27 protein-coding genes are annotated in these 26,213 nt (G+C 52.7%); 18 read left to right on the forward strand and 9 right to left on the reverse strand.

Annotated elements, in window-relative coordinates; genetic code table 11:
• Positions 1–85: 85 nt before the first annotated feature.
• From accD to hisP, 11 genes are all read left to right on the forward strand, one after another.
• Positions 86–1,000, forward strand: a complete 915-nt coding sequence (gene accD / locus G8S19_RS06875; RefSeq protein ID WP_115601722.1) for an acetyl-CoA carboxylase, carboxyltransferase subunit beta — start codon at positions 86–88, stop codon at positions 998–1,000.
• Between the two features lie 69 nt (positions 1,001–1,069).
• Entirely contained in the window at positions 1,070–2,338 is a 1,269-nt protein-coding gene (gene folC / locus G8S19_RS06880; protein WP_124021812.1) for a bifunctional tetrahydrofolate synthase/dihydrofolate synthase, read from the forward strand.
• Positions 2,328–2,996, forward strand: a complete 669-nt coding sequence (gene dedD, locus G8S19_RS06885) for a cell division protein DedD (RefSeq protein ID WP_061068227.1) — start codon at positions 2,328–2,330, stop codon at positions 2,994–2,996. Before folC ends, dedD begins: the two co-directional genes overlap by 11 nt.
• 220 nt (positions 2,997–3,216) lie before the next feature.
• Entirely contained in the window at positions 3,217–3,705 is a 489-nt protein-coding gene (cvpA, locus tag G8S19_RS06890) for a colicin V production protein (protein WP_005129678.1), read from the forward strand.
• Between the two features lie 33 nt (positions 3,706–3,738).
• Entirely contained in the window at positions 3,739–5,256 is a 1,518-nt protein-coding gene (gene purF / locus G8S19_RS06895) for an amidophosphoribosyltransferase (RefSeq protein ID WP_005129677.1), read from the forward strand.
• 96 nt (positions 5,257–5,352) lie between these two features.
• Complete coding sequence (locus G8S19_RS06900; protein WP_101742317.1) at positions 5,353–5,922, forward strand: UbiX family flavin prenyltransferase; 570 nt, start codon at positions 5,353–5,355, stop codon at positions 5,920–5,922.
• Between the two features lie 287 nt (positions 5,923–6,209).
• Positions 6,210–6,992 (forward strand): lysine/arginine/ornithine ABC transporter substrate-binding protein ArgT, encoded by a 783-nt coding sequence (gene argT / locus G8S19_RS06905; protein WP_003028123.1) that lies wholly within the window; start codon positions 6,210–6,212, stop codon positions 6,990–6,992.
• Between the two features lie 247 nt (positions 6,993–7,239).
• On the forward strand, positions 7,240–8,022 hold the full coding sequence (gene hisJ, locus G8S19_RS06910) for a histidine ABC transporter substrate-binding protein HisJ (protein ID WP_253686368.1): 783 nt from the start codon (positions 7,240–7,242) through the stop codon (positions 8,020–8,022).
• 186 nt (positions 8,023–8,208) lie between these two features.
• Positions 8,209–8,895 carry a histidine ABC transporter permease HisQ gene (locus G8S19_RS06915; protein ID WP_003028118.1) on the forward strand — a complete coding sequence of 229 codons (687 nt, stop codon included), beginning with the start codon at positions 8,209–8,211 and terminating at the stop codon, positions 8,893–8,895.
• A complete protein-coding gene (gene hisM, locus G8S19_RS06920; RefSeq protein WP_003028116.1) occupies positions 8,892–9,599 on the forward strand; it encodes a histidine ABC transporter permease HisM in 708 nt (235 codons plus the stop codon). Before G8S19_RS06915 ends, hisM begins: the two co-directional genes overlap by 4 nt.
• Before the next feature lie 13 nt (positions 9,600–9,612).
• Entirely contained in the window at positions 9,613–10,386 is a 774-nt protein-coding gene (hisP, locus tag G8S19_RS06925) for a histidine ABC transporter ATP-binding protein HisP (protein ID WP_061068225.1), read from the forward strand.
• A gap of 33 nt (positions 10,387–10,419) precedes the next feature.
• Here the strand turns inward: hisP and G8S19_RS06930 are convergent, their stop codons facing one another.
• The 4 genes from G8S19_RS06930 to yfcG form a co-directional block, all read right to left on the reverse strand.
• Positions 10,420–10,935, reverse strand: coding sequence for a GNAT family N-acetyltransferase (locus G8S19_RS06930; RefSeq protein ID WP_071887365.1), 516 nt, complete (start codon positions 10,933–10,935; stop codon positions 10,420–10,422).
• A gap of 71 nt (positions 10,936–11,006) precedes the next feature.
• The gene (locus G8S19_RS06935; protein ID WP_124021811.1) at positions 11,007–11,900 is read right to left on the reverse strand and encodes a TIGR01777 family oxidoreductase; all 894 of its coding nucleotides are present in this window, start codon (positions 11,898–11,900) and stop codon (positions 11,007–11,009) included.
• A gap of 19 nt (positions 11,901–11,919) precedes the next feature.
• The gene (gene folX, locus G8S19_RS06940) at positions 11,920–12,282 is read right to left on the reverse strand and encodes a dihydroneopterin triphosphate 2'-epimerase (RefSeq protein ID WP_005129505.1); all 363 of its coding nucleotides are present in this window, start codon (positions 12,280–12,282) and stop codon (positions 11,920–11,922) included.
• A gap of 54 nt (positions 12,283–12,336) precedes the next feature.
• On the reverse strand, positions 12,337–12,972 hold the full coding sequence (gene yfcG, locus G8S19_RS06945; protein ID WP_048211061.1) for a GSH-dependent disulfide bond oxidoreductase: 636 nt from the start codon (positions 12,970–12,972) through the stop codon (positions 12,337–12,339).
• A gap of 133 nt (positions 12,973–13,105) precedes the next feature.
• Here yfcG and yfcF point away from each other — a divergent pair, with 133 nt between their 5' ends.
• The 3 genes from yfcF to yfcD are packed head-to-tail and all read left to right on the forward strand — an operon-like array spanning position 13,106 to position 14,968.
• Complete coding sequence (gene yfcF / locus G8S19_RS06950) at positions 13,106–13,750, forward strand: glutathione transferase (RefSeq protein ID WP_048211062.1); 645 nt, start codon at positions 13,106–13,108, stop codon at positions 13,748–13,750.
• A gap of 55 nt (positions 13,751–13,805) precedes the next feature.
• Positions 13,806–14,357 (forward strand): phosphodiesterase, encoded by a 552-nt coding sequence (yfcE, locus tag G8S19_RS06955; protein ID WP_124021810.1) that lies wholly within the window; start codon positions 13,806–13,808, stop codon positions 14,355–14,357.
• 56 nt (positions 14,358–14,413) lie between these two features.
• A complete protein-coding gene (gene yfcD, locus G8S19_RS06960; protein ID WP_048211064.1) occupies positions 14,414–14,968 on the forward strand; it encodes an NUDIX hydrolase YfcD in 555 nt (184 codons plus the stop codon).
• An 86-nt stretch (positions 14,969–15,054) separates the two neighbouring features.
• Here the strand turns inward: yfcD and yfcC are convergent, their stop codons facing one another.
• From yfcC to ackA, 3 genes are all read right to left on the reverse strand, one after another.
• On the reverse strand, positions 15,055–16,575 hold the full coding sequence (gene yfcC / locus G8S19_RS06965) for a putative basic amino acid antiporter YfcC (protein ID WP_253686370.1): 1,521 nt from the start codon (positions 16,573–16,575) through the stop codon (positions 15,055–15,057).
• Positions 16,576–16,776: 201 nt separating this feature from the next.
• Positions 16,777–18,921: a phosphate acetyltransferase gene (gene pta / locus G8S19_RS06970; protein WP_101742312.1), complete on the reverse strand. Its 2,145-nt coding sequence runs from the start codon at positions 18,919–18,921 to the stop codon at positions 16,777–16,779.
• A 75-nt stretch (positions 18,922–18,996) separates the two neighbouring features.
• Positions 18,997–20,199: an acetate kinase gene (gene ackA / locus G8S19_RS06975; RefSeq protein ID WP_048211067.1), complete on the reverse strand. Its 1,203-nt coding sequence runs from the start codon at positions 20,197–20,199 to the stop codon at positions 18,997–18,999.
• Between the two features lie 339 nt (positions 20,200–20,538).
• On the opposite strand from ackA, the gene yfbV reads away from it, so the two are divergent.
• The 4 genes from yfbV (at position 20,539) to G8S19_RS06995 (ending at position 24,152) form a co-directional block, all read left to right on the forward strand.
• On the forward strand, positions 20,539–20,994 hold the full coding sequence (gene yfbV / locus G8S19_RS06980) for a terminus macrodomain insulation protein YfbV (RefSeq protein WP_003028087.1): 456 nt from the start codon (positions 20,539–20,541) through the stop codon (positions 20,992–20,994).
• Between the two features lie 83 nt (positions 20,995–21,077).
• Complete coding sequence (locus G8S19_RS06985; protein WP_003028086.1) at positions 21,078–21,572, forward strand: YfbU family protein; 495 nt, start codon at positions 21,078–21,080, stop codon at positions 21,570–21,572.
• Positions 21,565–22,242 carry a sugar phosphatase gene (locus G8S19_RS06990; protein ID WP_086523398.1) on the forward strand — a complete coding sequence of 226 codons (678 nt, stop codon included), beginning with the start codon at positions 21,565–21,567 and terminating at the stop codon, positions 22,240–22,242. Before G8S19_RS06985 ends, G8S19_RS06990 begins: the two co-directional genes overlap by 8 nt.
• 77 nt (positions 22,243–22,319) lie before the next feature.
• Entirely contained in the window at positions 22,320–24,152 is a 1,833-nt protein-coding gene (locus tag G8S19_RS06995; RefSeq protein WP_048211069.1) for an SLC13 family permease, read from the forward strand.
• A 102-nt stretch (positions 24,153–24,254) separates the two neighbouring features.
• Here the strand turns inward: G8S19_RS06995 and yfbR are convergent, their stop codons facing one another.
• Entirely contained in the window at positions 24,255–24,854 is a 600-nt protein-coding gene (gene yfbR, locus G8S19_RS07000) for a 5'-deoxynucleotidase (RefSeq protein ID WP_061068221.1), read from the reverse strand.
• A gap of 97 nt (positions 24,855–24,951) precedes the next feature.
• Positions 24,952–26,169, reverse strand: a complete 1,218-nt coding sequence (gene alaA, locus G8S19_RS07005) for an alanine transaminase AlaA (RefSeq protein ID WP_005129483.1) — start codon at positions 26,167–26,169, stop codon at positions 24,952–24,954.
• Between the last annotated feature and the right edge of the window lie 44 nt (positions 26,170–26,213).

The following is a 26,213-nucleotide window of genomic DNA, read 5'->3' on the forward strand; positions in this document are numbered from 1 at the left end:
AACATTCATGGTCTGTTAGGGGCAAAAATGGCATTATGCGCCCCTTATAACAAAGCTGACTAGGGTTCAGGCAGAAAGGTCACCAATGAGCTGGATTGAACGAATTAAAAGCAACATTACTCCCACCCGCAAGGCAAGCATTCCTGAAGGGGTGTGGACCAAGTGTGATAGCTGCGGTCAGGTTTTATACCGTGCTGAGCTGGAACGTAATCTTGAGGTCTGTCCGAAGTGTGACCATCACATGCGCATGTCGGCGCGTAATCGCCTGCATAGCCTGTTAGATGAAGGTTCTCTCGTGGAACTGGGTAGCGAGCTTGAGCCGAAAGACGTGCTGAAGTTTCGTGATTCCAAAAAATACAAAGACAGACTGGCTTCTGCGCAAAAAGAAACCGGCGAGAAAGATGCGCTGGTGGTGATGAAAGGCACGCTGCATGGTATGCCGGTCGTTGCTGCAGCATTCGAGTTCGCGTTTATGGGCGGCTCCATGGGCTCTGTGGTCGGCGCGCGTTTTGTCCGTGCCGTCGAACAGGCGCTGGAAGATAACTGTCCGCTGATCTGCTTCTCCGCTTCTGGCGGGGCGCGAATGCAGGAAGCGCTGATGTCTCTGATGCAGATGGCGAAAACCTCTGCCGCACTGGCGAAAATGCAGGAACGTGGTTTACCGTACATTTCCGTACTGACTGACCCTACCATGGGTGGTGTTTCTGCAAGCTTCGCGATGCTGGGCGATCTCAACATTGCTGAGCCGAAAGCACTGATCGGCTTTGCAGGTCCGCGCGTTATCGAGCAAACCGTACGTGAGAAACTGCCGCCGGGATTCCAGCGCAGCGAGTTCCTGATTGAAAAAGGCGCTATCGATATGATTGTCCGCCGTCCGGAAATGCGCCTGAAACTGGCAAGCATCCTGGCGAAGCTGATGAATCTTCCTGCGCCGAATCCGGATGAGCCGCGTGAAGGCGAGGTGGTGCCTCCGGTACCCGATCAGGAATCAGAGGCCTGATAGCTGATAAGGGTAGGGCCACTGGCTCTGCCCTTTTGCTTTTCTCTACGTCATAAAATTACAGGCATCATGGACAATAAACGTATTCCTCAAGCCGCGTCGCCCCTGGCGTCGTGGCTTTCTTATCTGGAAAACCTGCACAGTAAAACCATCGATCTTGGCCTTGAACGTGTAAGCCAGGTGGCGCGCAAACTGGGTGTGTTGAAACCCGCGCCATTTGTGTTTACGGTGGCAGGAACCAACGGAAAAGGCACGACATGTCGTACGCTGGAATCGGTGCTGGCCGCAGCAGGCTATAAAGTCGGAGTGTACAGTTCACCGCATCTGGTGCGCTACACGGAGCGCGTACGCGTGCAGGGGAGTGAACTGCCGGAGTCAGCGCATACCGCATCGTTTGCTGAGATCGAAGACGCGCGTGGCGACATTTCTCTGACCTATTTTGAATACGGTACGTTATCGGCGCTCTGGCTGTTTAAACAGGCGCAGATGGATGTCGTTATTCTGGAAGTGGGGCTGGGCGGGCGCCTTGACGCCACCAATATCGTTGATGCTGATGTGGCGGTGATCACCAGTATTGCGCTTGATCATACCGACTGGCTGGGCCCGGATCGTGAAAGCATTGGTCGTGAGAAAGCGGGCATTTTCCGCGCTGAGAAACCGGCTATCGTCGGCGAACCTGAAATGCCTTACACCATCGCGGATGTCGCGCAAGAGTGCGGGGCAATTTTGCAACGCTGCGGCGTGGACTGGCGCTATGCGGTCACCGAGAACGACTGGTCATTTACGGACGCTCACGGAACGTTGGCGCATCTGCCGTTGCCGCAGGTTCCACAACCTAACGCTGCTACCGCACTGGCCGCGCTGCGTGCAAGCGGGCTGAACGTTAGCGAGCAGGCCATTCGTGACGGCATCGAACACGCGATTTTGCCGGGACGCTTCCAGATTGTGAGCGAGTCGCCGCGAGTTATTTTCGATGTTGCCCATAACCCGCATGCGGCAGAATATCTGACCGGACGTCTGAAAAAGTTAGTGAAAAGCGGGCGTGTACTTGCGGTTATCGGTATGCTACATGATAAAGACATTGCCGGTACGTTAGCCTGGTTAAAAAGCGTGGTTGACGTCTGGTACTGTGCGCCCCTGGAAGGGCCGCGTGGCGCAACGGCAGAACAATTGCTGGAGCATCTGGGCAAAGGCGACGCCTACGATAGCGTGGCGCAGGCATGGTCTGCGGCACTGGCTGAGGCGAAGCCAGAAGATACCGTGTTGGTGTGTGGATCGTTTCACACTGTCGCACATGTCATGGAAGTAATAGACGTGGGGAGAAGCGGTGGCGAGTAAGTTTCAGAATCGATTAGTCGGCACAATTGTGCTGGTCGCGCTGGGGGTGATTGTGCTCCCTGGGCTGCTTGACGGGCAGAAAAAACATTATCAGGATGAGTTTGCGGCGATCCCTCTGGTGCCGAAACCCGGCGATCGCGATGAACCAGATATGATGCCAGCGGCAACGCAGGCGCTGCCGACCCAGCCGCCGGAAGGGGCGGCAGAAGAGGTGCGTGCGGGAGATGCTGCCGCGCCATCGTTGGATCCTTCACGTTTGACGACGGCAAACAGCGCGGAGTTAGATCCTGTCCCAGCGCCCGTAGAGCAGCCGAAACCCAAACCGAAGCCGCAGCCTGTTGCCGTCGCTCCGACGCCTGCTCCTGCGCCAGCCCCAGCGCCTAAACCGGCTGCTGAGGAACCGCCAGCGCCGACCGGCAAAGCGTACGTTGTACAGCTCGGTGCGCTGAAAAATGCGGATAAGGTCAATGAGATCGTGGGTAAACTTCGTGGCGCGGGCTTCCGGGTATATACTTCTCCGTCAACGCCGGTGCAGGGTAAAATAACCCGCATTCTCGTGGGGCCGGACGCCTCCAAAGATAAGCTGAAAAACTCGCTGGGCGAGCTGCAGAAGATCTCTGGTCTGAGTGGCGTCGTGATGGGGTACACCCCTAATTAAGGGATTGCGCTGTTTACGGCGCAGCTCTGATTCAGGCCGGATACGGTGTTTTTACCGCTATCCGGCAGTGCCCGAAGAGGCATAAAACGGTATGGCGTTGAAGATTTTTTCAGCGCCATTTTTATTTACGCGTGGAAAGGAAATCCCTACGCAAACGTTTTCTTTTTCTGTTAGAATGCGCCCCGAACAGGACGACAGGGCGTAAAATCGTGGGACACATATGGTCTGGATTGATTACGCCATTATCGCGGTGATTGGTTTTTCCTGTCTGGTTAGCCTGATCCGTGGCTTTGTTCGTGAAGCATTATCGTTGGTGACTTGGGGTTGTGCTTTCTTTGTCGCCAGCCATTACTACACTTACCTGTCTGTCTGGTTTACGGGCTTTGAAGACGAACTGGTTCGAAATGGGATTGCTATCGCGATACTGTTCATCGCGACACTTATCGTCGGCGCTATCGTTAACTTTGTGATAGGCCAGCTGGTAGAGAAAACAGGCCTGTCGGGTACCGACAGGGTGTTGGGGATTTGCTTCGGAGCTCTGAGAGGGGCGCTGATCGTCGCCGCCATCTTGTTCTTTCTCGATACATTTACCGGTCTGTCGAAAAGTGAAGACTGGAGTAAGTCGCAGCTGATCCCGCAGTTCAGTTTCATCATCAGATGGTTCTTTGACTATCTGCAAAGCTCGTCAAGTTTCTTGCCCAAAGTATAAACTTTGGGTTGTTGCTGAACGAGGAAAAGACGTATGTGCGGTATTGTCGGTATCGCCGGTGTTATGCCGGTAAACCAGTCGATTTATGACGCGTTAACGGTGCTCCAGCATCGTGGCCAGGATGCCGCTGGCATCATCACCATTGATGCCAACAACTGCTTCCGCTTGCGTAAAGCGAACGGAATGGTGAGCGACATTTTTGAAGCGCGCCACATGCAGCGTTTGCAGGGCAACATGGGCATTGGTCATGTGCGTTACCCAACGGCCGGCAGCTCCAGCGCCTCTGAGGCCCAACCTTTCTACGTCAACTCACCGTATGGCATCACGCTTGCCCACAATGGCAACCTGACCAACGCGCATGAGCTGCGTAAAAAGCTGTTTGAAGAAAAGCGCCGCCACATCAATACCACTTCAGATTCTGAAATTCTGCTGAATATTTTCGCCAGCGAGCTGGATAATTTCCGCCACTATCCGCTGGAAGCCGACAATATTTTTGCTGCTATTGCCGCAACCAACCGCCAGATCCGCGGCGCCTATGCCTGCGTGGCGATGATTATCGGCCATGGTATGGTTGCTTTCCGCGATCCGAACGGCATCCGCCCGCTGGTGCTGGGTAAACGTGATATCGGCGATGGTCGTACCGAATACATGGTGGCCTCCGAGAGCGTAGCGCTGGATACGCTGGGCTTTGAATTCCTGCGCGACGTTGCCCCTGGCGAAGCGGTTTATATCACCGAAAAAGGTCAGTTGTTTACCCGCCAGTGTGCCGATAACCCGGTCAGCAATCCGTGCCTGTTTGAATATGTCTACTTCGCACGTCCTGACTCCTTTATCGACAAGATTTCCGTCTACAGCGCCCGCGTAAACATGGGTACCAAGCTTGGCGAAAAAATTGCTCGTGAATGGGAAGATCTGGACATTGACGTGGTGATCCCGATTCCGGAAACCTCCTGTGATATCGCGCTGGAAATTGCCCGTATTCTCGGTAAGCCGTACCGTCAGGGTTTTGTGAAAAACCGCTACGTGGGCCGTACCTTTATCATGCCAGGCCAGCAGCTGCGCCGTAAATCCGTGCGCCGTAAACTGAACGCCAACCGTGCGGAATTCCGTGATAAAAACGTGTTGCTGGTGGATGACTCCATCGTGCGCGGTACGACCTCAGAACAGATTATCGAGATGGCGCGTGAGGCAGGAGCGAAGAAGGTGTATCTGGCCTCTGCTGCCCCGGAAATTCGCTTCCCGAACGTTTATGGTATCGATATGCCTACGGCGACGGAGCTGATTGCTCATGGTCGCGAAGTGGACGAGATTCGCCAGATAATTGGCGCAGATGGTCTTATCTTCCAGGATCTGAACGATCTGATTGAAGCCGTCCGTGCTGAGAACCCGGATATTCAGCAGTTTGAATGTTCCGTGTTTAACGGCGTGTACGTCACCAAAGACGTCGACCAGCAATATCTCGATTTCCTCGACTCCCTGCGTAATGACGACGCCAAAGCGATTTTGCGTCAGAACGAAGCGGAAAACCTTGAGATGCACAACGAAGGTTAATGTTTGCTCGCAAGCAAGGGCGCAACCTGCACCCTTGCTTGCAACTCACCGTAATTTCCTGCAAAGTCGGCCCTGAGCAAGTAAGGGCGATTACACATGAAACGACTCATCATTGGTATTTCTGGCGCAAGCGGGGCAATTTACGGCGTGCGCCTGCTGCAGGTTTTGCGTGACGTTACCGATGTGGAAACCCATCTGGTGATGAGTGCCGCTGCCCGGCAGACGCTGGCGCTGGAAACGGACCTCACCGTGCGTGACGTACAGGCGCTGGCGAATGTGACTCACGATACGCGCGATATCGCCGCCAGTATCTCTTCCGGCTCTTTTCAGACCGCCGGAATGGTTATCCTGCCGTGTTCCATTAAAACGCTTTCCGGCATCGTCCACAGCTATACCGATGGGCTGCTGACCCGTGCGGCAGATGTGGTGTTGAAAGAACGCCGCCCGCTGGTGCTGTGCGTGCGCGAAACGCCGCTGCATTTGGGGCATCTGCGCCTCATGACCCAGGCGGCAGAAATTGGCGCAGTGATTATGCCGCCTGTCCCGGCGTTCTATCATCGCCCGCAAACGCTCGATGATGTGATTAATCAAACGGTTAACCGCGTGCTTGACCAGTTTGATATTACCCTTCCGCAGGACCTGTTCACCCGCTGGCAAGGGGCCTAAGCCGTTCCATCAGCGTGCAAAGAAACATCTGTTGCCCTGTTTCAGGGCAATTTTGTAACCGCGATCATATCCTCAACATTTAATTCGTTAAAACTCAACGAAACGCTGCGGTTCAACCGTCAGACCTGCTATCTTCAAAATCAGGACATTATTGCAACGTTTTATTAACATATTTAACGTCGAATATCCTCATCGACGCGAAAATGGCATAAGACCTGCATGAAAAAGTCTGCAAACACACAACACAACGTAAAACATAATAAAATTACGCCACTTGAGGGTTATGTATGAAGAAGACGGTTCTTGCTTTGTCTTTGCTGGTAGGACTCTCCGCCACCGCGGCCAGCTACGCAGCACTTCCGCAGACGGTTCGTATTGGTACAGATACAACGTACGCACCTTTTTCCTCTAAAGATGCCAAAGGCGACTTCGTCGGCTTTGATATCGATCTGGGAAACGAGATGTGTAAGCGCATGCAGATCAAATGTACCTGGGTTGCCAGCGACTTTGATGCTCTGATCCCGTCGCTGAAAGCGAAAAAAATTGACGCCATTATCTCCTCGCTTTCTATCACCGAGAAGCGTCAGCAAGAGATTGCGTTCTCAGACAAACTTTACGCAGCAGACTCACGTCTGATCGCCGCGAAAGGTTCCCCAATTAAACCGACTCTGGATTCCCTCAAGGGTAAACACGTTGGCGTGCTGCAAGGCTCTACTCAGGAAGCCTATGCCAATGACAACTGGCGTAGCAAAGGCGTGGATGTGGTGGCCTATGCGAACCAGGATCTCATTTATTCTGACCTGACGGCGGGTCGTCTCGACGCGGCGTTGCAGGATGAAGTCGCGGCCAGCGAAGGCTTCCTGAAGCAGCCTGCCGGTAAGGACTACGACTTTGCAGGTCCTTCGGTAAAAGATAAAAAATACTTTGGCGACGGAACCGGGATTGGTTTGCGCAAAGATGACACCGAGCTGAAAGCCGCTTTTGATAAAGCGCTGGGTGAACTGCGCAAAGACGGCACTTACGACAAAATGGCGAGTAAGTATTTTAACTTCAATGTCTACGGCGATTAATACGCCGCAGCGGGGAATTGACTGCACCATTGCGGGTAACCATTACGGTGCATAATACATTCAGTGCACTTTTTTGGTGCTTTTGTCGTTGGCTTAATAAGCATGAGTGCATACTTAAGCGCTTTTCATGCAAATAAATACCGCCGACAGGGTAGAATGCTTTGCCTTGTCGGCCTGATTAATGGCACGATAACTGCACCTGGTCCTGTAAAGATCCCCTATAAAAGACAGTCTGTTGAGGATAGTTATGAAAAAACTGGTGTTGTCTCTTTCTCTGGTTCTGGCTTTCTCCAGTGCTACCGCAGCATTTGCCGCCATTCCGCAAAAAATTCGTATCGGTACCGATCCTACTTATGCGCCGTTCGAATCGAAAAATGCGCAGGGTGAATTAGTCGGTTTTGATATCGATCTGGCTAAAGAGCTGTGCAAACGTATCAATACGCAATGTACCTTCGTGGAAAACCCGCTGGACGCGCTGATCCCTTCGCTAAAAGCGAAAAAAATCGATGCGATCATGTCCTCGCTTTCCATTACTGAAAAACGTCAGCAGGAAATTGCCTTTACCGACAAGCTTTATGCAGCCGACTCGCGTCTGGTTGTCGCTAAAAATTCTGCTATTCAGCCGACTATTGAGTCGCTGAAAGGTAAACGTGTCGGCGTGCTGCAGGGCACGACTCAGGAAACGTTCGGTAACGAGCACTGGGCGCCAAAAGGCATTGAAATTGTCTCCTATCAGGGACAAGACAATATCTATTCTGACCTGACTGCCGGGCGTATTGACGCCGCATTCCAGGATGAAGTCGCGGCCAGCGAAGGCTTCCTGAAACAGCCGGTCGGTAAAGATTACAAATTCGGCGGCCCGTCTGTGAAAGACGAGAAGTTATTCGGCGTGGGTACCGGTATGGGGCTGCGCAAAGACGATAACGAGCTGCGCGAAGCGCTGAACAAAGCCTTTGCTGAAATGCGCGCTGACGGGACTTACGAGAAGCTGGCGAAAAAGTATTTCGATTTTGATGTTTACGGCGGTTAATCACCGCAGGTGCTGATAAAGCCCGTAGATTTTTGACGCGTTGAATTTATGCCTGATGGCGCTGCGCTTATCAGGCCTACGGTGATTTTGTAGGCCGGATAAGGCAAAGCCGCCATCCGGTATTTAACGGTTAGTCTGAAATCAAAAGAGGCTTACTACTCCACCACACACGACAGGACAGGCAGCATGTTGTATGGCTTTTCAGGTGTTATTTTACAGGGCGCAATTGTTACGCTGGAGCTGGCACTCAGCTCGGTGGTACTGGCGGTTCTGATAGGTCTTGTCGGCGCGGCAGCTAAGCTGTCGCAAAGCCGGGCAATGGGGCTTATTTTCGAAGGGTACACAACGCTTATCCGCGGGGTTCCCGATCTCGTCTTAATGCTGCTCATTTTCTACGGGTTACAAATTGCGCTGAATACCATTACCGATGCCATCGGTATCGGCCAGATTGATATCGATCCGATGGTCGCGGGTATAATTACGCTTGGGTTTATCTACGGCGCCTATTTTACCGAAACGTTCCGTGGTGCGTTCATGGCTGTGCCAAAAGGTCATATTGAGGCCGCGACGGCATTCGGTTTTACCAGCTCACAAATATTTCGCCGCATTATGTTCCCGGCGATGATGCGCTATGCCTTACCGGGAATAGGCAACAACTGGCAGGTCATTCTTAAGGCCACGGCGCTGGTGTCACTGCTTGGACTTGAAGACGTGGTGAAAGCCACTCAGCTTGCCGGGAAGAGTACCTGGGAGCCGTTCTATTTTGCCGTGGTGTGCGGGGTCATCTATCTGGTGTTTACCACTGTTTCTAATGGTGTGCTGCTGTACCTTGAGCGCCGCTATTCCGTGGGTGTGAAGAGGGCTGACCTGTGATCGAGATTATTCAGGAATACTGGAAGTCCCTGCTGTGGACCGACGGATATCGCTACACTGGCGTCGCTATCACCCTGTGGCTTTTGATTTCGTCAGTAGTGATGGGCGGAATACTGGCGCTGTTTTTGGCGATTGGCCGCGTTTCCAGTAATAAATTTATCCAGTTCCCTATCTGGCTGTTCACCTATATTTTTCGTGGGACGCCGCTGTACGTTCAGCTACTGGTGTTTTATTCCGGGATGTATACGCTGGAGATAGTCAAAGGCACGGACTTCCTTAACGCATTTTTCCGCAGTGGGCTGAATTGTACCGTGCTGGCATTGACGCTGAATACCTGTGCCTACACGACGGAGATTTTCGCCGGGGCTATTCGTTCCGTACCCCATGGTGAGATTGAAGCCGCGCGCGCATACGGTTTCTCGTCATTCAAACTGTATCGCTGCATTATTTTACCTTCCGCGCTGCGTATTGCGCTGCCGGCTTACAGCAATGAAGTCATTTTAATGCTGCACTCCACGGCGCTGGCATTTACCGCCACGGTGCCTGATTTGTTGAAGATCGCCCGCGATATCAACTCGGCAACGTATCAGCCGTTTACCGCCTTCGGTATTGCCGCTGTACTGTATTTGATAATTTCATATGTCCTGATCAGTCTGTTCCGTAAAGCGGAAAAACGCTGGTTGCAGCATGTATCCTCTAAATGATTCGAGTAACACGATGTCTGAAAATAAATTAAACGTTATCGATTTACATAAGCACTACGGCGAACATGAAGTGCTGAAAGGGGTATCGCTGCAGGCCAATGCGGGTGATGTTATCAGTATTATTGGTTCGTCAGGTTCGGGTAAAAGTACCTTCCTGCGCTGCATTAACTTTCTGGAAAAGCCGAGTGCCGGAACGATTGTGGTTAGCGGTCAGAATATTGGCCTGGTGCGCGACAAAGACGGTCAGTTGAAGGTTGCAGATAAAAATCAGCTGCGTCTGCTACGCACGCGACTGACGATGGTCTTTCAGCACTTCAACCTGTGGAGCCACATGACGGTGCTGGAAAACGTGATGGAAGCGCCGATTCAGGTGCTGGGGCTGAGCAAGCAGGAAGCCCGCGAACGTGCGGTGAAGTATCTGGCCAAAGTCGGTATTGATGAGCGCGCGCAGGGCAAATATCCGGTACATCTGTCCGGTGGTCAGCAGCAGCGCGTCTCTATTGCGCGTGCGTTGGCGATGGAACCGGAAGTGTTGCTGTTTGATGAACCCACATCGGCGCTTGACCCAGAACTTGTGGGCGAGGTGTTGCGTATTATGCAACAGCTGGCCGAAGAGGGTAAAACCATGGTGGTCGTGACCCACGAAATGGGATTCGCTCGACATGTCTCCACGCACGTGATTTTCCTGCATCAGGGGAAAATTGAGGAAGAGGGCGACCCGGAGCAGGTATTCGGTAATCCGCAAAGCCCGCGTTTGCAGCAGTTTCTCAAGGGCTCGCTGAAATAAGTAAGTTGCCCGGAGGCGTTACGCTTTCCGGGCCTACCGCTTTAACGCGCTGTACTCCAGACGATAAACCCAGTCGTCATACGCTATGCCGTTCACTTCATAGGCTTTTTCAAGCACCTGAGTGCGTATAAATCCTGTTTTTTCCAGAATGCGTATCGACCCGGTATTTCCGGCTAATACATAGGCATTTATCGCCGTTACGCCAGCCTGTTGAAAGGCATAATCGCACACGGCACGTACGGCTTCGCTGGCAATCCCTTTTCCCTGCGCCCGCGGCGTGATGGCATAGCCAATATCAGCTTCCTGAGGATAAAGATGGCTTATCTGTAAGCCAATATCGCCCAGTTGCGCCGTGTTGTTGTGCTCCCGGATAACAAAGGTATGTCGAGCGGAAAGGCGTCTGGCGAAGAGCAGGCGAGTATCTTTGGTTGGGGCGATATCACCCATGAAACGCATGACGTCCGGATTTTCTCGTAGCCGCTGGAAAAAAGGCCAGTCAGCGAGTTGGTATAAAGAGAGAGTAAGTCGGGGTGTTGATATTATCGCCATAACGTCGCCATTGTGGTATTTGGTTTTTTAACCATACCACCACAATGGCAACAGTGAAGGGATATCAGACATTATAGGATGACATCGGCCAGCGCTTCTTCCAAATCGTACCAACGAAACGCAAAACCTGCCCCCTCCAGTCGCTTGGGCAACGCGCGCTGCCCCCCGAGGACCAGCACCGAGGATTCGCCCATCAGCAGCCGTATAGCGGCTGCCGGAACGCGCAGGATCGCCGGGCGGTTTAGGGCATGACCCAGCGCATGGGCGAACTGTTCATTGCGAACCGGGTATGGCGAAACCATATTGAAGGGACCGCGCAGATCGTTATCCAGCAGCCAGATAATCCCGTTGACCATATCGTCAATATGGATCCAGGCCAGGTATTGACGCCCATTGCCGATAGGACCGCCAAGCCCCAGACGAAACGGTGGAACCATCTTTGCGAGGATCCCGCCTGTAGAGGCCAATACAACGCCAGTACGCAGCAAACATACGCGGGTTTTGTCGCTTTGCGCAGCGCTGGCGATCTGTTCCCAGCGGGCGCACAACTTATGGGTGAATTCATTATGTGGCGGTTCTTCTTCCGTCACAACGACCTCACCCAGATCGCCGTAGTATCCCGTAGCGGAACCAGAGATGAGTACGGCAGGCGGCGTGTTGCTGACTTTGATTAAATCGACCAGTTTCTGCGTAATCCCCCAGCGGCTCTGGCACAAACGCTCTTTTTGCTCAGCGCTCCAGCGTTTGTCGGCGATAGGCTCTCCGGCAAGATTGATGACAGCATCAACGCCATCGAGGTTTTGCTGCTCTTCCAGCCCTTTCCATAGCGTGACCCGGGAGTCCAGAATCTGACGAGCCTTATCAGGAGTACGTGTCACTACGGTAATCTGATGCCCCAGTTCCAGCAGGCGGGGGATCAAATGACGTCCAATCAGGCCAGTACCGCCGGTAATCAGAATCTGCATGTCGCCTCCCGGGTTACGTTTAGCGCTGCCAGCTCAATGTCATGGAAACGGAGTCGGCGTAACGCAATGCGTGAAGTTTATCGATCTCCACTTCAGCATAAGTGACCCAGTGATGTTCGCGTGCGATATCGAGCACATCTTGCGTTAATTTTTCCAACAATGAGAAGCGGTTACTCTCAACGTGCGAAATGATGCTCTTGGTGATGGTGCGATAATTCAGCGCATCGTTGATATCTTCACTGGTCCGGGCTTTGTCTGCTGGATAGTGGATGGCAATATTGATGACGATATCCTGTCGGTTCAGAATCTCTTCTTCTTTAATGCCGATAAAAGTGCGCAGACGAAGGTTTTTTATACGAATAATTGCGTCAGGTTGTGACATTGCAGGTTTCCTCCATGTATGAACCTTTTCATGATACACGAGAACCGAATCGCGTTAACTTTTCTCGCTCTGCGCTTGCTGCATCGCCCGTTCTGTTGCAGGACGAGTACGGATACGTTCGTACCAGTTATTGACCGCCGGATAGTTGTCGAGGTCGATACGCTGGCGCTGGTGGAGATTAATCCACGGCCAGCAGGCAATGTCGGCAATGCTGTAATGATCGCCACCCAGCCAGGGTGATATTTCCAGGCGTTTATTCATGACGTTGTACAGTCGCTGGGTTTCCACCTGATACCGTTCAATGGCGTAGGGGATAGTCTGCGGTGCGAAGTGGCTGAAGTGATGATTTTGTCCCAGCATTGGCCCAAGTCCGCTAACCTGCCAGAAGAGCCACTGCAGCGTGGTGTGGCGCTCGCGTAATTCGCCGCTGAGTAGCTTACCGCTCTTTTCCGCCAGGTAGAGTAAAATCTCGCCAGACTCAAACAGGCTAATGGGTTTTCCGCCATCCTCCGGGGCGCAGTCGATGATGGCCGGAATTTTATTATTCGGTGAAATCAGCAAAAAGTCAGGGCGGAACTGGCTGCCTCTGCTGATATCTACATGAATCAGACGGTATTTTAACTGCGCCTCTTCGAGAAACAGTGTGATTTTGTGCCCGTTTGGCGATGGAGTGTAGTAAAGGTCGATCATTTTCAGCGTCCGTTTTGTCATGAACCGGTCACTACAAGTATAGAAGCTGCCGACGTGCGTGAGTTTTCATCAAGTGACAGCGAGAGAAAGACTCTATATTTTGAAAGAAAGCCAATACACTTCAGAGGACATTATGAGCAAACCTGCAATTACGCTGTGGTCAGATGCCAACTTTTTCTCCCCTTATGTACTGTCTGTTTATGTCGCTCTGCAAGAGAAAGGGCTGCCTTTTACGCTGAAAACTGTCAACCTCAATAGTGGCGAACACTTGCAACCTTCATGGCAAGGGTATGCGCTGACGCGGCGCGTACCGGTTCTTGACATTGACGGTTTTGAACTGAGTGAATCCTCGGCGATTGCCGAGTTCCTGGAAGAGCGTTTCGCTCCACCACAATGGGAGCGCATTTATCCGCACGATCTACAAAAACGGGCTCGCGCCCGCCAGGTTCAGGCCTGGCTCCGTAGCGATCTGATGCCTATCCGGGAAGAGCGTTCGACGGATGTGGTTTTTGCTGGCGTGAAGAAAGGTCCGTTGACGGAAGCAGGAAGGGCCAGTGCGGAAAAATTGTTTGCCACGGCGGGCAGTTTACTGGCGCACGGTAAGCAGAATTTGTTTGGTGAATGGTGTATCGCAGACAGCGATTTAGCGCTAATGCTTAATCGACTGGTTCTGAATGGCGATGATGTACCAGAACAGCTCGCAGAGTATGCCACCTTCCAGTGGCAACGCGCTTCGGTACAACGTTTTATCGCGCTTTCAGCGAAGCGTTCCTGCTGAAAGTAGGGACGTAATCCAGTATCATTGAAAGGTATTTTTCAACGAGGGGTGAGTGATGAAACTGATGTTCGCATCGGACATTCATGGTTCGTTGCCGGCTACGGAATGCGTACTTGAACGGTTTGCCCAAAGCGGTGCGCAATGGCTGGTGATACTGGGCGATGTATTGAACCATGGGCCGCGTAATGCGCTGCCAGAGGGCTACGCGCCAGCGCAGGTCGCCGAGCGTTTGAATGAGCAGGCGTCGCGGATAATTGCGGTACGTGGTAATTGCGACAGCGAAGTGGATCAGATGCTTCTGCATTTTCCAATAACCGCGCCGTGGCAGCAAATTCTGACTGACAGCCAGCGACTCTTTCTGACGCACGGACATCTTTTTGGTCCGGATAACTTACCACCGCTCAACACCGGCGATGTGCTGGTTTATGGACATACGCATCTGCCGGTGGCAGAGCGACGTGGGGATATCTACCAGTTTAACCCGGGTTCGGTAAGCATCCCGAAAGGGGGATTTACGGCAAGCTACGGGATTCTGGATGATAATGTTCTCAGCGTGATGGCACTCAATGATCAAAGTATTATTGCGCAGGTCGAGATTAATCCGTAAGTTACCCCACAAACGTAAACGCGCCGTAAGAGCGCTAGAAAAAAGAAGGTTTCCTGATGGTGGAACAGCGTCGTTTGGCAAGTACTGAATGGGTGGATATTGTGAATGAAGACAATGAAGTCATCGCACAATCCAGCCGGGAACAAATGCGGGCACAATGCTTGCGCCACCGTGCAACGTATATCGTTGTACACGATGGTATGGGTAAAATTCTGGTTCAGCGTCGCACTGAGACAAAGGACTTTATGCCCGGTATGCTGGATGCTACCGCGGGGGGGGTTGTTCAGGCTGATGAGCAGCTTCTGGACTCCGCGCGTCGTGAAGCTGAAGAAGAATTGGGCATTGCCGGTGTCCCGTTTGCCGAGCACGGTCAGTTTTATTTTGAAGACCAGAACTGTCGCGTCTGGGGCGGGCTGTTTAGCTGCGTTTCTCACGGACCGTTTGCGCTGCAGGAAGAAGAAATTAGTGAAGTGTGCTGGCTGACGCCGGAAGAAATTACCGCGCGCTGTGATGAATTTACACCGGACTCACTGAAGGCACTGGCGCTGTGGATGACCCGCAACGCCAAGAATGAAAGTGCGAAAGCCGAAAAACACGAAGAAGCTGAGTAAATTCAGCACCGCCGATCCTGGGTGACGGGATCGGGCGTCGTTGTAGGCCGGATAAGCCGCTGATGCGCATTATCCGGCCTTGTTGTTTAATGGTAGCCCATTATCTGCGCGCCAATCACCACCACGCTGGACATAATAAACAGCAGTCCCAACAGCGTGGCGCCTACCTTCAGCCAGTTACGAAAATCCACCCGACAAACGCCTAACGTTGCCATCAGTGATGCCGACGTAGGATAGATAATATGACTGAATCCGTCACCAAACTGGAATGCCAGAACGGTGACCTGACGGTTGACGCCAACCAGATCGCCCAACGGTGCCAGCAGCGGCATGGTCAACGCAGCCTGACCGGAGCCGGAGGTAACGAAGAAATTAAATACCGCCTGGAACAGCAGCATAAACCACGCCGCAATGGCGTTATCCAGACCGCTAATGCCGTTGGCGATGCTGTGCAGCAGGGTATTCAGTACGCTGGCATCGCCCGCTTCACCATTGCCTACCAGCAGCAATATCCCCTTGGCAAAACCAACCAGCAGGGCAGGGGCAATCATCATACGCGCACCCTCAGTAAATGAGGACGCCATGATGTTAACCGTCATGCCGTTGAGCCGAAAGACGACGCCAATAATGCCAATCACCAACCCCATAGTGAAGAACTGGCTGGCAATCTCCGGGATAAACCACGCGTGGACGATAACGCCCCAAATGACCCACACGATCACTCCCGTCAGCACCATCAGTACCAGCCAGTCGCCGAGCGTGAAGCGGCGCTCAATGACCTCGTCCTGCTGCTCGCGAAAGAAGCGGTCGGATTCATGTACCCGGGACAAAAGCGGATTCTTTTTGATGCGTGCCGCATAGGCCAGCGTGAAGGCTAGTCCTATTAGCGTAGCGACCACCCAGACCACGATGCGCAGACCCGAACCAGAGAGCACTGGCACCCCCGCAATACCTTGCGCGACCACCACGCAAAATGGGTTCATCCATGAGCTGGCAAAACCAATCTGGGTGGCGATATAGGTGACCAGCACGGTGGTGATACTGTCGTAACCCAAACGCACCATCAGCGGCGCGATGATTATCGCAAAGGCGACGGCCTCTTCCCCCATGCCAAACACTGCGCCACCTAAAGAGAAGAGAATAAACAGCACCGGGATAAAGAGGACCTCGTTGCCCCGCGTATGGCGGATGAGCGCCAGGATGCCGTTATCAATGGTGCCGGTACGCATAACGATGCCAAATGCGCCGCCAATGACCAGCATAAACATAATGATGCCGACCGCAGTGCCGAATTTAGAGCCGGAGGTTAACCCTTCAAACGGGAAGTTCATCAGACCAGGACTTTCGTCACCGGTGGTAAAGAACTTAACCGGGTGATACTGCTCTTCACCGGCTTCATTGGTCAGAATACGGAATGAGTGGGGATCAACAACCTTGCGGGTCTTGGTTTGCCCATCAACCTGATACTGCACTTCCTGACTGTCGAACATCCCGACGGGAACAACCCAGGTCGCCAGACTGGTTAAAATGGCGACGAAAAAAATTATCACCAGCGTGTCGGGCATCGCCCACTTTTTGGCTGGACGTGTTTCTGTTACTGCTGACATGAAAGACTATCCCTGTTGCAATGCAAAAGAGGGTAAGTATGCAAACAGGAGAATAGTTATTCATTGATGCAGCGCATCCTGATAAATGTTTCAGATTATGCAAATGGGAAAAACAGATATAAAAAAACCGGAAATATTAGCTATTTCCGGTTTGATAAGCAGGATGTGTTGCCGGATAAAGCATCCGGCACACGCAGCAAATTACTGCTGCTGCTGGGAAGACTGGATCGCGGTCAGAGCGATGGTGTAGACGATATCGTCTACCAGCGCGCCACGAGACAGGTCGTTCACCGGCTTGCGCATACCCTGCAGCATCGGCCCGATGGAGATCAGGTCGGCAGAACGCTGTACCGCTTTGTAGGTGGTGTTACCGGTGTTCAGATCCGGGAAGATGAACACGGTAGCGCGACCGGCAACCGGAGAGTTCGGCGCTTTGGATTTTGCTACATCAGCCATAACGGCGGCGTCATACTGCAGCGGGCCGTCGATCATCAGGTCAGGACGTTTTTCCTGTGCCAGACGAGTCGCTTCACGTACTTTCTCTACGTCGCTACCTGCACCAGAAGTACCGGTGGAGTAGGAGAGCATTGCTACGCGCGGTTCGATACCGAAGGCAATCGCGGATTCAGCGGACTGAATCGCGATTTCTGCCAGCTGTTCTGCGGTTGGATCCGGGTTGATCGCGCAGTCGCCGTAAACGTAAACCTGATCCGGCAGCAGCATGAAGAACACAGAAGACACCAGGGAACTACCCGGTGCAGTTTTGATCAGCTGCAGCGGTGGACGAATGGTATTCGCGGTAGTGTGAACGGCACCGGAAACCAGTCCATCAACGTCGTCCTGTTCCAGCATCAGGGTACCGAGAACGACGTTGTCTTCCAGCTGTTCGCGGGCAACGGTTTCGGTCATACCTTTGTTTTTACGCAGCTCGACCAGGCGTGCAACGTAGCTTTCGCGAACCACTTCCGGGTCAACGATTTCAACGCCAGCGCCCAGTTCAACGCCCTGAGACGCCGCAACGCGGGTGATCTCATCCGGGTTACCCAGCAGAACGCAGGTTGCGATACCGCGTTCAGCACAGATAGCGGCCGCTTTAACGGTACGCGGTTCGTCGCCTTCCGGCAGAACAACGCGTTTGCCCGCTTTACGCGCCAGTTCGGTCAACTGGTAGCGGAACGCTGGTGGAGACAGACGACGGCTGCGCTCAGACGTTGCGGTCAGAGATTCAACCCAGTCGGCGTTGATGTAGTTAGCAACGTATTCCTGAACTTTCTCAATACGCTCGTGATCGTCAACCGGAACTTCCAGGTTGAAGCTCTGCAGGCTCAGAGAGGTCTGCCAGGTATTGGTGTTGACCATGAATACCGGCAGGCCGGTTTCGAATGCACGTTCGCACAGCTTAGTGATGCGCGCGTCCATTTCATAGCCGCCAGTCAGCAGCAGGGCGCCGATTTCCACGCCGTTCATGGCCGCCAGGCATGCTGCAACCAGCACGTCCGGACGGTCAGCGGAAGTCACCAGCAGTGAACCTGCGCGGAAGTGTTCCAGCATGTGCGGAATGCTGCGTGCGCAGAAAGTCACAGACTTCACGCGACGGGTATTGATATCGCCTTCGTTCACGATGGTGGCGTTCAGGTGACGCGCCATATCGATTGCACGGGTGGCGATCAGATCGAAGCTCCACGGCACCGCGCCCAGAACCGGCAGCGGGCTGGACTCCTGCAGTTTAGCCGGATCAACTTTGATCACTTTCGCTTTGGAAGAGTCGTCGAAAATCTCAGACAGATCCGGGCGAGTACGGCCCTGCTCATCAACCGGTGCGTTCAGTTTGTTAACGATTACGCCGGTGATGTTGGTGTTTTTCGCGCCGCCGAAGCTGCTGCGAGTCAGTTCAATACGCTCGTTCAGCTGTTCCGGGGTATCGGTACCCTGAGACATGACGAAGACGATTTCCGCGTTCAGCGTTTTCGCGATTTCGTAGTTCAGAGACTGCGCGAACTGATGTTTACGGGTTGGGACCAGGCCTTCAACCAGGACAACTTCAGCGTCTTTAGTGTTCGCGTGATAGTTCGCGATAATCTCTTCCATCAGCACATCTTTCTGATTGCTGGACAGCAGAGATTCAACGTGGCTCATCTTCAGCGGCTCAGCGGCTGGCAGAGAAGAGTTAGCACGCACGATGCTGGTAGTCTGGTCAGGCGCATCGCCACCGGCACGAGGCTGAGCGATAGGCTTAAAGACGCTCAGACGAACGCCTTTGCGTTCCATAGCACGGATCACGCCAAGGCTGACGCTGGTCAGGCCGACGCTGGTTCCGGTAGGGATCAGCATAATAATACGGGACACGGTTTATCCTCTTTCGTTACCGCCAATTTAGACGGGTTACAAAACAGCACCGCCAGCTAGGCTGGCGGTGTGAAATCAGGCAGTCAGACGGCTCGCGTCTTGCGCGATAACCAGTTCTTCGTTGGTTGGGATAACCACCGCAGGACGGGTACCTTCTTTGTTGATGAAACCAGATTTGCCGAAACGTGCGGCCAGGTTACGTTCGTGGTCAACTTCGAAGCCCAGAACGCCCAGTTTGCCCAGAGACAGTTCACGAACCATCGCGGCGTTTTCACCAATGCCACCGGTGAAGACAACCGCATCCAGACGACCATCCATCAGCGCGGTGTAGGAACCGATGTATTTCGCCAGACGGTGGCAGTAAACGTCCATTGCACGTTTAGCGTCTTCTTTGGTGGTGTAGTTGTCTTCAACATAACGGCAGTCGCTGGTGACTTCAGTCAGACCCAGCAGGCCAGACTCTTTGGTCAGCATTTTGTTGATCTGGTCAACGCTCATGCCCAGGGTGTCGTGCAGGTGGAAGATGATCGCCGGGTCGATGTCACCGGAACGCGTACCCATCACCAGACCTTCCAGCGGGGTCAGACCCATGGAGGTATCAACACATTTACCGTTACGGATTGCAGAAACAGAACCGCCGTTGCCCAGGTGGCAAGTGATGATGTTCAGTTCATCAACCGGTTTGTTCAGCATTTTTGCCGCTTCCTGAGTCACGAAGAAGTGGCTGGTACCGTGCGCGCCGTAACGACGAACGCCATGCTCTTTGTACAGGCTGTACGGCAGGGCATAGAGGTAAGATTCTTCCGGCATAGTCTGATGGAACGCGGTGTCGAATACGGCCACGTTTTTGTCTTTCAGATTCGGGAAGGATTTCAGCGCTTCAGCGATACCGATCAGGTGTGCAGGGTTGTGCAACGGTGCAAAAGAGGCTGCATCTTTGATACCCTGAATAACGGAATCGTCGATAACTACAGAGCCGGTGTATTTTTCGCCGCCGTGAACAACACGGTGACCAATCGCAGTCAGCTGAGCAGACAGTTCTGGTTTTTGTGCCAGAATAGTATTAACGATAAAATTCAGCGCTTCACTGTGAGCGGCGCCTGCACCTAAAGCCGCTTCTTGTTTACCGCCATCCATTTTCCATTTGATACGTGCTTCTGGGAGATGGAAACATTCGGCTAAACCAGAAAGGTATTCTTCACCGTTTACTGCATCGATGATGGCAAATTTCAGTGAGGAGCTACCGCAGTTCAGAACCAGTACTAACTTACTCGACATGGAAGTACCTATTTATGATACGTGGCTAAAAAAACGTCAGGGAGTCATAGAGCGTAGCGCATGATGACACCGACGTTTATGATTAACATCATGCGCCATGGTCTTTTTGGGCACGATGGAATAAATACCTTTGAGTCTATGTCATTTTGCGTATTTTTCAGCCAATGGCATACTATGTGTCAATTTGACGACTCAATGATTTTGGACTAAAGGCCTTACAGGCCGGCACAGGATACCTGAATGTGGGTATCAAAGACAAAATGTTTTGAACGATGTCCTTCGTAGTTGTTGTTTTGCACAAATTTTTTAATTTTTATATGTGAAGTTGAGGTAACCGCCATGTCGACACCGGATAATCGTTCCGTCAATTTTTTTAGCTTGTTTCGCCGGGGGCAGCACTACGCGAAGACGTGGCCAATGGAAAAGCGTCTCGCGCCCGTGTTTGTAGAGAACCGCGTGATCCGTATGACGCGTTACGCAATCCGTTTTATGCCGCCTATCGCCGTCTTCACCTTATGCTGGCAAATCGCGCTAGGGGGGCAGTTGGGACCGGCCGTGGCGACCGCGCTGTTTGCGCTAAGCCTGCCGATGCAGGGCATGTGGTGGTTGGGAAAACGTTCCGTGACGCCGCTGCCGCCTTCAATACTCAACTGGTTCTACGAAGTTCGGGGTAAATTGCAGGAAGCCGGACAGGCGCTCTCTCCGGTCGAAGGAAAGCCTGATTATCAGGCGCTGGCTGACACGCTTAAGCGTGCCTTCAAACAACTGGATAAAACTTTCCTCGATGATTTGTAATTGACCCCTGATTACGCATATAAAAGAAGGCACAAGATGCCTTCTTTTTTTTCATCGTAGTAGCAGTGATACAGGAGTCCCAAATGGAAATGACCAACGCTCAACGTCTGATTTTGTCGAATCAGTACAAAATGATGACTATGCTCGATCCCACTAACGCCGAGCGTTATCGTCGTTTGCAGACGATTATTGAACGCGGTTACGGTTTGCAGATGCGCGAGCTGGATCGTGAGTTTGGTGAGCTGACGGAAGAAACCTGCCGTACGATTATCGATATTATGGAGATGTATCACGCATTACATGTGTCCTGGACTAATCTTAAGGATGCACAGGCCATTGATGAGCGCCGCGTGACCTTCCTCGGTTTTGACGCCGCAACGGAAGCCCGTTTCCTCGGATACGTTCGCTTTATGGTCAATGTGGAAGGTCGCTATACCCACTTTGATGCGGGTACGCATGGCTTCAACGCCCAGACCCCGATGTGGGAAAAATATCAGCGTATGTTGAACGTCTGGCACTCTTGCCCGCGCCAGTATCACCTGAGCGCGAATGAAATTAACCAAATCATTAATGCCTGAGGGGGCGAGCGTGCAGTGCAAAGGTTTTCTGTTTGATCTGGATGGAACGCTGGTCGATTCCTTACCCGCAGTAGAACGCGCGTGGTGCAACTGGGCCGATCGTTTTGGCCTCGATCACGACGAGGTGCTCGGCTTTATTCATGGCAAGCAGGCCATTACCTCTCTGCGACACTTTATGGTGGGCAAATCTGAGGCTGAGATCGCTGCGGAGTTCACCCGTCTTGAGCAGATCGAAGCGACGGAAACCGCTGGGATCACCGCGCTGCCGGGGGCTGTTGAGTTGCTCAACCACCTCAATAAAGCGGGTATTCCTTGGGCGATTGTGACCTCCGGTTCTATGCCAGTCGCACGAGCGCGCCATCGTGTCGCGGGGCTTCCCGCGCCTGAAGTGTTTGTTACAGCTGAGCGGGTAAAAAGAGGGAAACCAGAACCAGACGCTTATCTGTTAGGCGCTCAACTGCTGGGTCTCGCACCGCAAGAGTGTACCGTGGTTGAAGATGCGCCCGCTGGGGTGCTTTCAGGACTGGCGGCTGGGTGTCATGTGATCGCGGTCAATGCGCCTGCGGACACGCCGCGTCTGGATGAGGTCGACTTTTCGTTGACCAGTCTGGAACAGATTTCCGTGACCAAGCAACCCAACGGAAATGTGGTCGTAGTAAGAAATACCTGATCATGATTTAGCCCCAGATTGTTGGGGCTTTTTTATGGCAGAATCGACTCATCCCTCTCATTTAACAAGGATATGTTGTGAACGGTGAATTGATATGGGTTCTCTCATTGCTGGCGATTGCCGTCGTTTTGTTTGCCACTGGCAGAGTGCGTATGGATGCAGTTGCTCTGTTGGTCATCATTGCCTTTGTTCTGAGTGGAACACTGAGCATCTCAGAGGCTTTTTCGGGTTTCAGCGATCCTAACGTTATTTTGATTGCGGCTTTATTTATCATTGGTGACGGCCTGGTGCGTACCGGGGTGGCAACGGTGATGGGGGCATGGCTGGTGAAGGTGGCCGGCAGTAGTGAAGTCAAAATGCTGGTTTTGCTGATGATCACCGTCGCCGGGCTCGGTGCCTTTATGAGTTCCACTGGCGTAGTCGCGATTTTTATTCCTGTTGTTTTAAGCGTATCTATGCGCATGCAAACCTCGCCCTCGCGTCTGATGATGCCGCTTAGCTTCGCGGGGCTTATCAGCGGCATGATGACGCTGGTGGCGACGCCGCCCAACCTGGTCGTCAACAGTGAGTTACTGCGCGAGGGACTCAACGGTTTCAGCTTTTTCAGCGTGACCCCGCTTGGGCTGGTTGTTCTGGTGCTCGGCATCATTTACATGCTGCTGATGCGTTTTATGCTCAAAGGTGAGGACTCCGGGCAACAGGGGGATGGCTGGAAACGCCGGACCTTTCGCGATCTTATCAAAGAGTATCGTCTGACGGGGCGCGCCCGCCGCCTGGCTATTCGTCCCGGCTCGCCGATGATTGGCCAGCGTCTTGACGACCTGAAGCTGCGTGAGCGCTACGGGGCGAACGTGATTGGTGTTGAGCGCTGGCGTCGCTTTCGGCGCGTGATTGTGGACGTTAATGGGGTCTCTGAGTTCCGTGCCCGTGACGTTTTGCTCATTGATATGTCCGCCGCTGATGTCGATCTGCGCGAATTCTGCAGTGAACAATTGCTGGAGCCGATGGTGCTGCGCGGCGAGTATTTTTCCGAACAGGCGCTTGATGTGGGGATGGCTGAGATTTCGTTGATCCCGGAATCAGAATTAATCGGTAAAACGGTAAGGGAAATCGCGTTTCGTACGCGTTACGGCCTGAATGTCGTCGGGGTGAAGCGTGATGGTACGGCGATGGACGGCGCGGTAGTGGATGAACCGTTGCTGATGGGCGATATCATTCTGGTCGTGGGTAACTGGAAACTTATCACATCGTTGGGTAAAAAAGGCCGCGACTTTGTGGTGTTGAACATGCCGGTCGAAGTCAGTGAAGCGTCTCCGGCGCACAGCCAGGCACCGCACGCGATTTTCTGCCTGGTTCTGATGGTTGCGTTAATGCTGACGGATGAAATACCCAATACGGTGGCCGCAATTATCGCCTGCCTGCTGATGGGGAAATTCCGGTGTATTGATGCAGAGAGCGCCTATAAGGCGATCCACTGGCCAAGCATTATCTTGATCGTCGGGATGATGCCTTTTGCGCTGGCTTTACAAAAGACCGGCGGTGTCGATCTGGTGGTAAAAGGACTCATGGACGTCGGTGGGGGATATGGCCCGTACATGATGCTGGGTTGTCTGTTTGTCCTGTGTGCGACCATTGGTTTATTTATCTCGAATACCGCAACAGCGGTGCTGATGGCACCGATTGCGCTGGCGGCGGCAAAGTCGATGGGCGTTTCGCCGTATCCTTTTGCGATGGTGATTGCGATGGCGGCTTCCGCCGCCTTTATGACGCCGGTGTCTTCACCTGTTAACACGCTGGTGTTGGGGCCGGGTAACTACAGCTTTAGCGACTTCGTGAAGATTGGCGTACCGTTTACGGTGATTGTCATGGCAGTGTGCGTGGTGATGATCCCGATGCTGTTCCCGTTTTGACCGCCGCAGTAAACGCCTGATGGCGATGCGCTTATCAGGCCTACGGATATCACGCCTACCTGTAGGCCGGATAAGGCGTTAGCCGCCATCCGGCAAAATCGTTTAAAGTGGTGAATCCTGACTGATTTCATCTAATGAGAGGTGAAAGCTTGGGACAAACATGTCCATAAAGTAGTCCATCTCTTCGCTGCGTCGTGACTCCAGCGTTTTTTCCAGACGTGTTTTCGCCAGCAGAAACTCGTTGTTACCGGCTGAGAGTTCTTCCAGGCACTTCAGATACGCGCACAGGGCATCGGCCTGTTTAACAATCGATCTTTCTTCTTCACTTAAGGCATGTTCATCAATGAGCGGTGCAAAAATATCGCGCAACTCATCGGGAACCATATCGACCAGTTTTTGCTGGGCAATTTTCTCTATCGCTTTATATTCCTGAGCAATCTGCGAGTTGAAATATTTCACTGGGGTAGGGAGATCGCCGGTTAACACCTCTGACGCATCGTGATACATCGCCAGCAGGGCAATACGCTCAGCATTTACCTGACCACCAAATTTACGGTTTTTGATCGCGGCCAGCGCATGAGCAACCATGGCAACCTGCAGACTGTGTTCAGACACGTTTTCGGTGCGCACGTTGCGCATCAGCGGCCAGCGGTTAATGAGCTTCAGACGGGATAGGTGGGCAAAAAAATGGCTCTGCTTCATAACGACCCTTATATGATGGCAACCTAAGAGTCATTGTGCGCAGAGAAGGCTGTCAGATGCAAATACTCGTCATACTGGTCCGACAGCCTTTGTTTAATTACAACTGGTGATAGCCTGACAGGAAGCGCTCGAATTTACTTAGCGACATTTCGATATCGTCAATACGCGGCAGTGTGACGATACGGAAATGATCCGGCCACGGCCAGTTGAAAGCCGTTCCCTGAACCAGCAGGACTTTTTCCTGCAGCAGAAAGTCGAGAACCATCTTCTGGTCGTCGTGAATATTGAAGCGTTTGGCATCAATTTTCGGGAACATATACAGCGCGCCGCGTGGCTTCACGCAGGAGACGCCCGGAATATCATTAAGTAATTCCCAGGCCCGGTTGCGCTGTTCATACAAACGTCCGCCTGGCATGATAAATTCGCTGATGCTCTGGTATCCACCCAGCGCGGTTTGAATGGCGTGTTGCGCTGGAACGTTGGCGCATAAACGCATGGAGGCCAACATTTCAAGACCTTCAATATACCCTTTGGCATGTTTCTTCGGCCCGTTCAGTACCATCCAACCCTGGCGGAACCCCGCAACACGATAAGTTTTTGACAGGCCATTGAAGGTAATAGTCAGCAGATCCGGGGCCATTGCCGCAATTGAGTGATGCTCGGCATCATCATAGAGAATTTTGTCATAAATCTCGTCAGCAAAGATAATGAGGTTGTTCTGGCGAGCAATCTCAACAATCTCCATCAGCAGCTCTTTAGAGTAAACGGCGCCGGTAGGGTTGTTTGGGTTAATGATGACGATCCCACGTGTGCGCGGGGTGATTTTTGCCCGAATATCATCAAGGTCCGGGAACCAGTCTGACGATTCATCACACAGGTAGTGCACGGCATTACCGCCAGAGAGCGATACTGCCGCTGTCCACAGCGGGTAATCAGGTGCAGGAACCAGCATTTCGTCCCCACTGTTCAGCAACGCCTGCATCGCCTGAACGATTAATTCAGAAACGCCATTACCGATATAAATGTCCTCCACGGTAACATCGCGCATCCCGCGGGCCTGGTAATGCTGCATGATCGCTTTGCGGGCTGAATAAAGACCTTTTGAATCGCAATACCCTTGTGCGGTAGGCAAATTGCGGATCACATCGACCAGAATTTCATCTGGTGCTTCAAACCCGAATGGCGCAGGGTTGCCGATGTTGAGTTTCAGAACTTTATTGCCTTCTTCTTCCAGGCGCTTTGCTTCCTTCAGAACCGGGCCACGAATGTCATAACAGACATTTTCTAATTTGCTGGATTTTTCAATGGGGGACATGAATCTTGACCTTTTTAGCTGTGAATGCCACTCCCTGCCGTGGA

This window comes from Citrobacter sp. SX206, from assembly GCF_024181025.1.
Taxonomy (GTDB): Bacteria; Pseudomonadota; Gammaproteobacteria; order Enterobacterales; family Enterobacteriaceae; genus Citrobacter; species Citrobacter youngae.

Bases quoted from the DNA above. Each gene is read 5' to 3' on its own strand.
- accD (WP_115601722.1), top strand. From the start codon at position 86: ATGAGCTGGATTGAACGAATTAAAAGCAACATTACTCCCACCCGCAAG.
- folC (WP_124021812.1), top strand. From the start codon at position 1,070: ATGGACAATAAACGTATTCCTCAAGCCGCGTCGCCCCTGGCGTCGTGG.
- cvpA (WP_005129678.1), top strand. From the start codon at position 3,217: ATGGTCTGGATTGATTACGCCATTATCGCGGTGATTGGTTTTTCCTGT.
- purF (WP_005129677.1), top strand. From the start codon at position 3,739: ATGTGCGGTATTGTCGGTATCGCCGGTGTTATGCCGGTAAACCAGTCG.
- G8S19_RS06900 (WP_101742317.1), top strand. From the start codon at position 5,353: ATGAAACGACTCATCATTGGTATTTCTGGCGCAAGCGGGGCAATTTAC.
- argT (WP_003028123.1), top strand. From the start codon at position 6,210: ATGAAGAAGACGGTTCTTGCTTTGTCTTTGCTGGTAGGACTCTCCGCC.
- hisJ (WP_253686368.1), top strand. From the start codon at position 7,240: ATGAAAAAACTGGTGTTGTCTCTTTCTCTGGTTCTGGCTTTCTCCAGT.
- G8S19_RS06915 (WP_003028118.1), top strand. From the start codon at position 8,209: ATGTTGTATGGCTTTTCAGGTGTTATTTTACAGGGCGCAATTGTTACG.
- hisP (WP_061068225.1), top strand. From the start codon at position 9,613: ATGTCTGAAAATAAATTAAACGTTATCGATTTACATAAGCACTACGGC.
- G8S19_RS06930 (WP_071887365.1), bottom strand. From the start codon at position 10,935: ATGGCGATAATATCAACACCCCGACTTACTCTCTCTTTATACCAACTC.
- G8S19_RS06935 (WP_124021811.1), bottom strand. From the start codon at position 11,900: ATGCAGATTCTGATTACCGGCGGTACTGGCCTGATTGGACGTCATTTG.
- folX (WP_005129505.1), bottom strand. From the start codon at position 12,282: ATGTCACAACCTGACGCAATTATTCGTATAAAAAACCTTCGTCTGCGC.
- yfcG (WP_048211061.1), bottom strand. From the start codon at position 12,972: ATGATCGACCTTTACTACACTCCATCGCCAAACGGGCACAAAATCACA.
- yfcF (WP_048211062.1), top strand. From the start codon at position 13,106: ATGAGCAAACCTGCAATTACGCTGTGGTCAGATGCCAACTTTTTCTCC.
- yfcE (WP_124021810.1), top strand. From the start codon at position 13,806: ATGAAACTGATGTTCGCATCGGACATTCATGGTTCGTTGCCGGCTACG.
- yfcD (WP_048211064.1), top strand. From the start codon at position 14,414: ATGGTGGAACAGCGTCGTTTGGCAAGTACTGAATGGGTGGATATTGTG.
- yfcC (WP_253686370.1), bottom strand. From the start codon at position 16,575: ATGTCAGCAGTAACAGAAACACGTCCAGCCAAAAAGTGGGCGATGCCC.
- ackA (WP_048211067.1), bottom strand. From the start codon at position 20,199: ATGTCGAGTAAGTTAGTACTGGTTCTGAACTGCGGTAGCTCCTCACTG.
- yfbV (WP_003028087.1), top strand. From the start codon at position 20,539: ATGTCGACACCGGATAATCGTTCCGTCAATTTTTTTAGCTTGTTTCGC.
- G8S19_RS06985 (WP_003028086.1), top strand. From the start codon at position 21,078: ATGGAAATGACCAACGCTCAACGTCTGATTTTGTCGAATCAGTACAAA.
- G8S19_RS06990 (WP_086523398.1), top strand. From the start codon at position 21,565: ATGCCTGAGGGGGCGAGCGTGCAGTGCAAAGGTTTTCTGTTTGATCTG.
- yfbR (WP_061068221.1), bottom strand. From the start codon at position 24,854: ATGAAGCAGAGCCATTTTTTTGCCCACCTATCCCGTCTGAAGCTCATT.
- alaA (WP_005129483.1), bottom strand. From the start codon at position 26,169: ATGTCCCCCATTGAAAAATCCAGCAAATTAGAAAATGTCTGTTATGAC.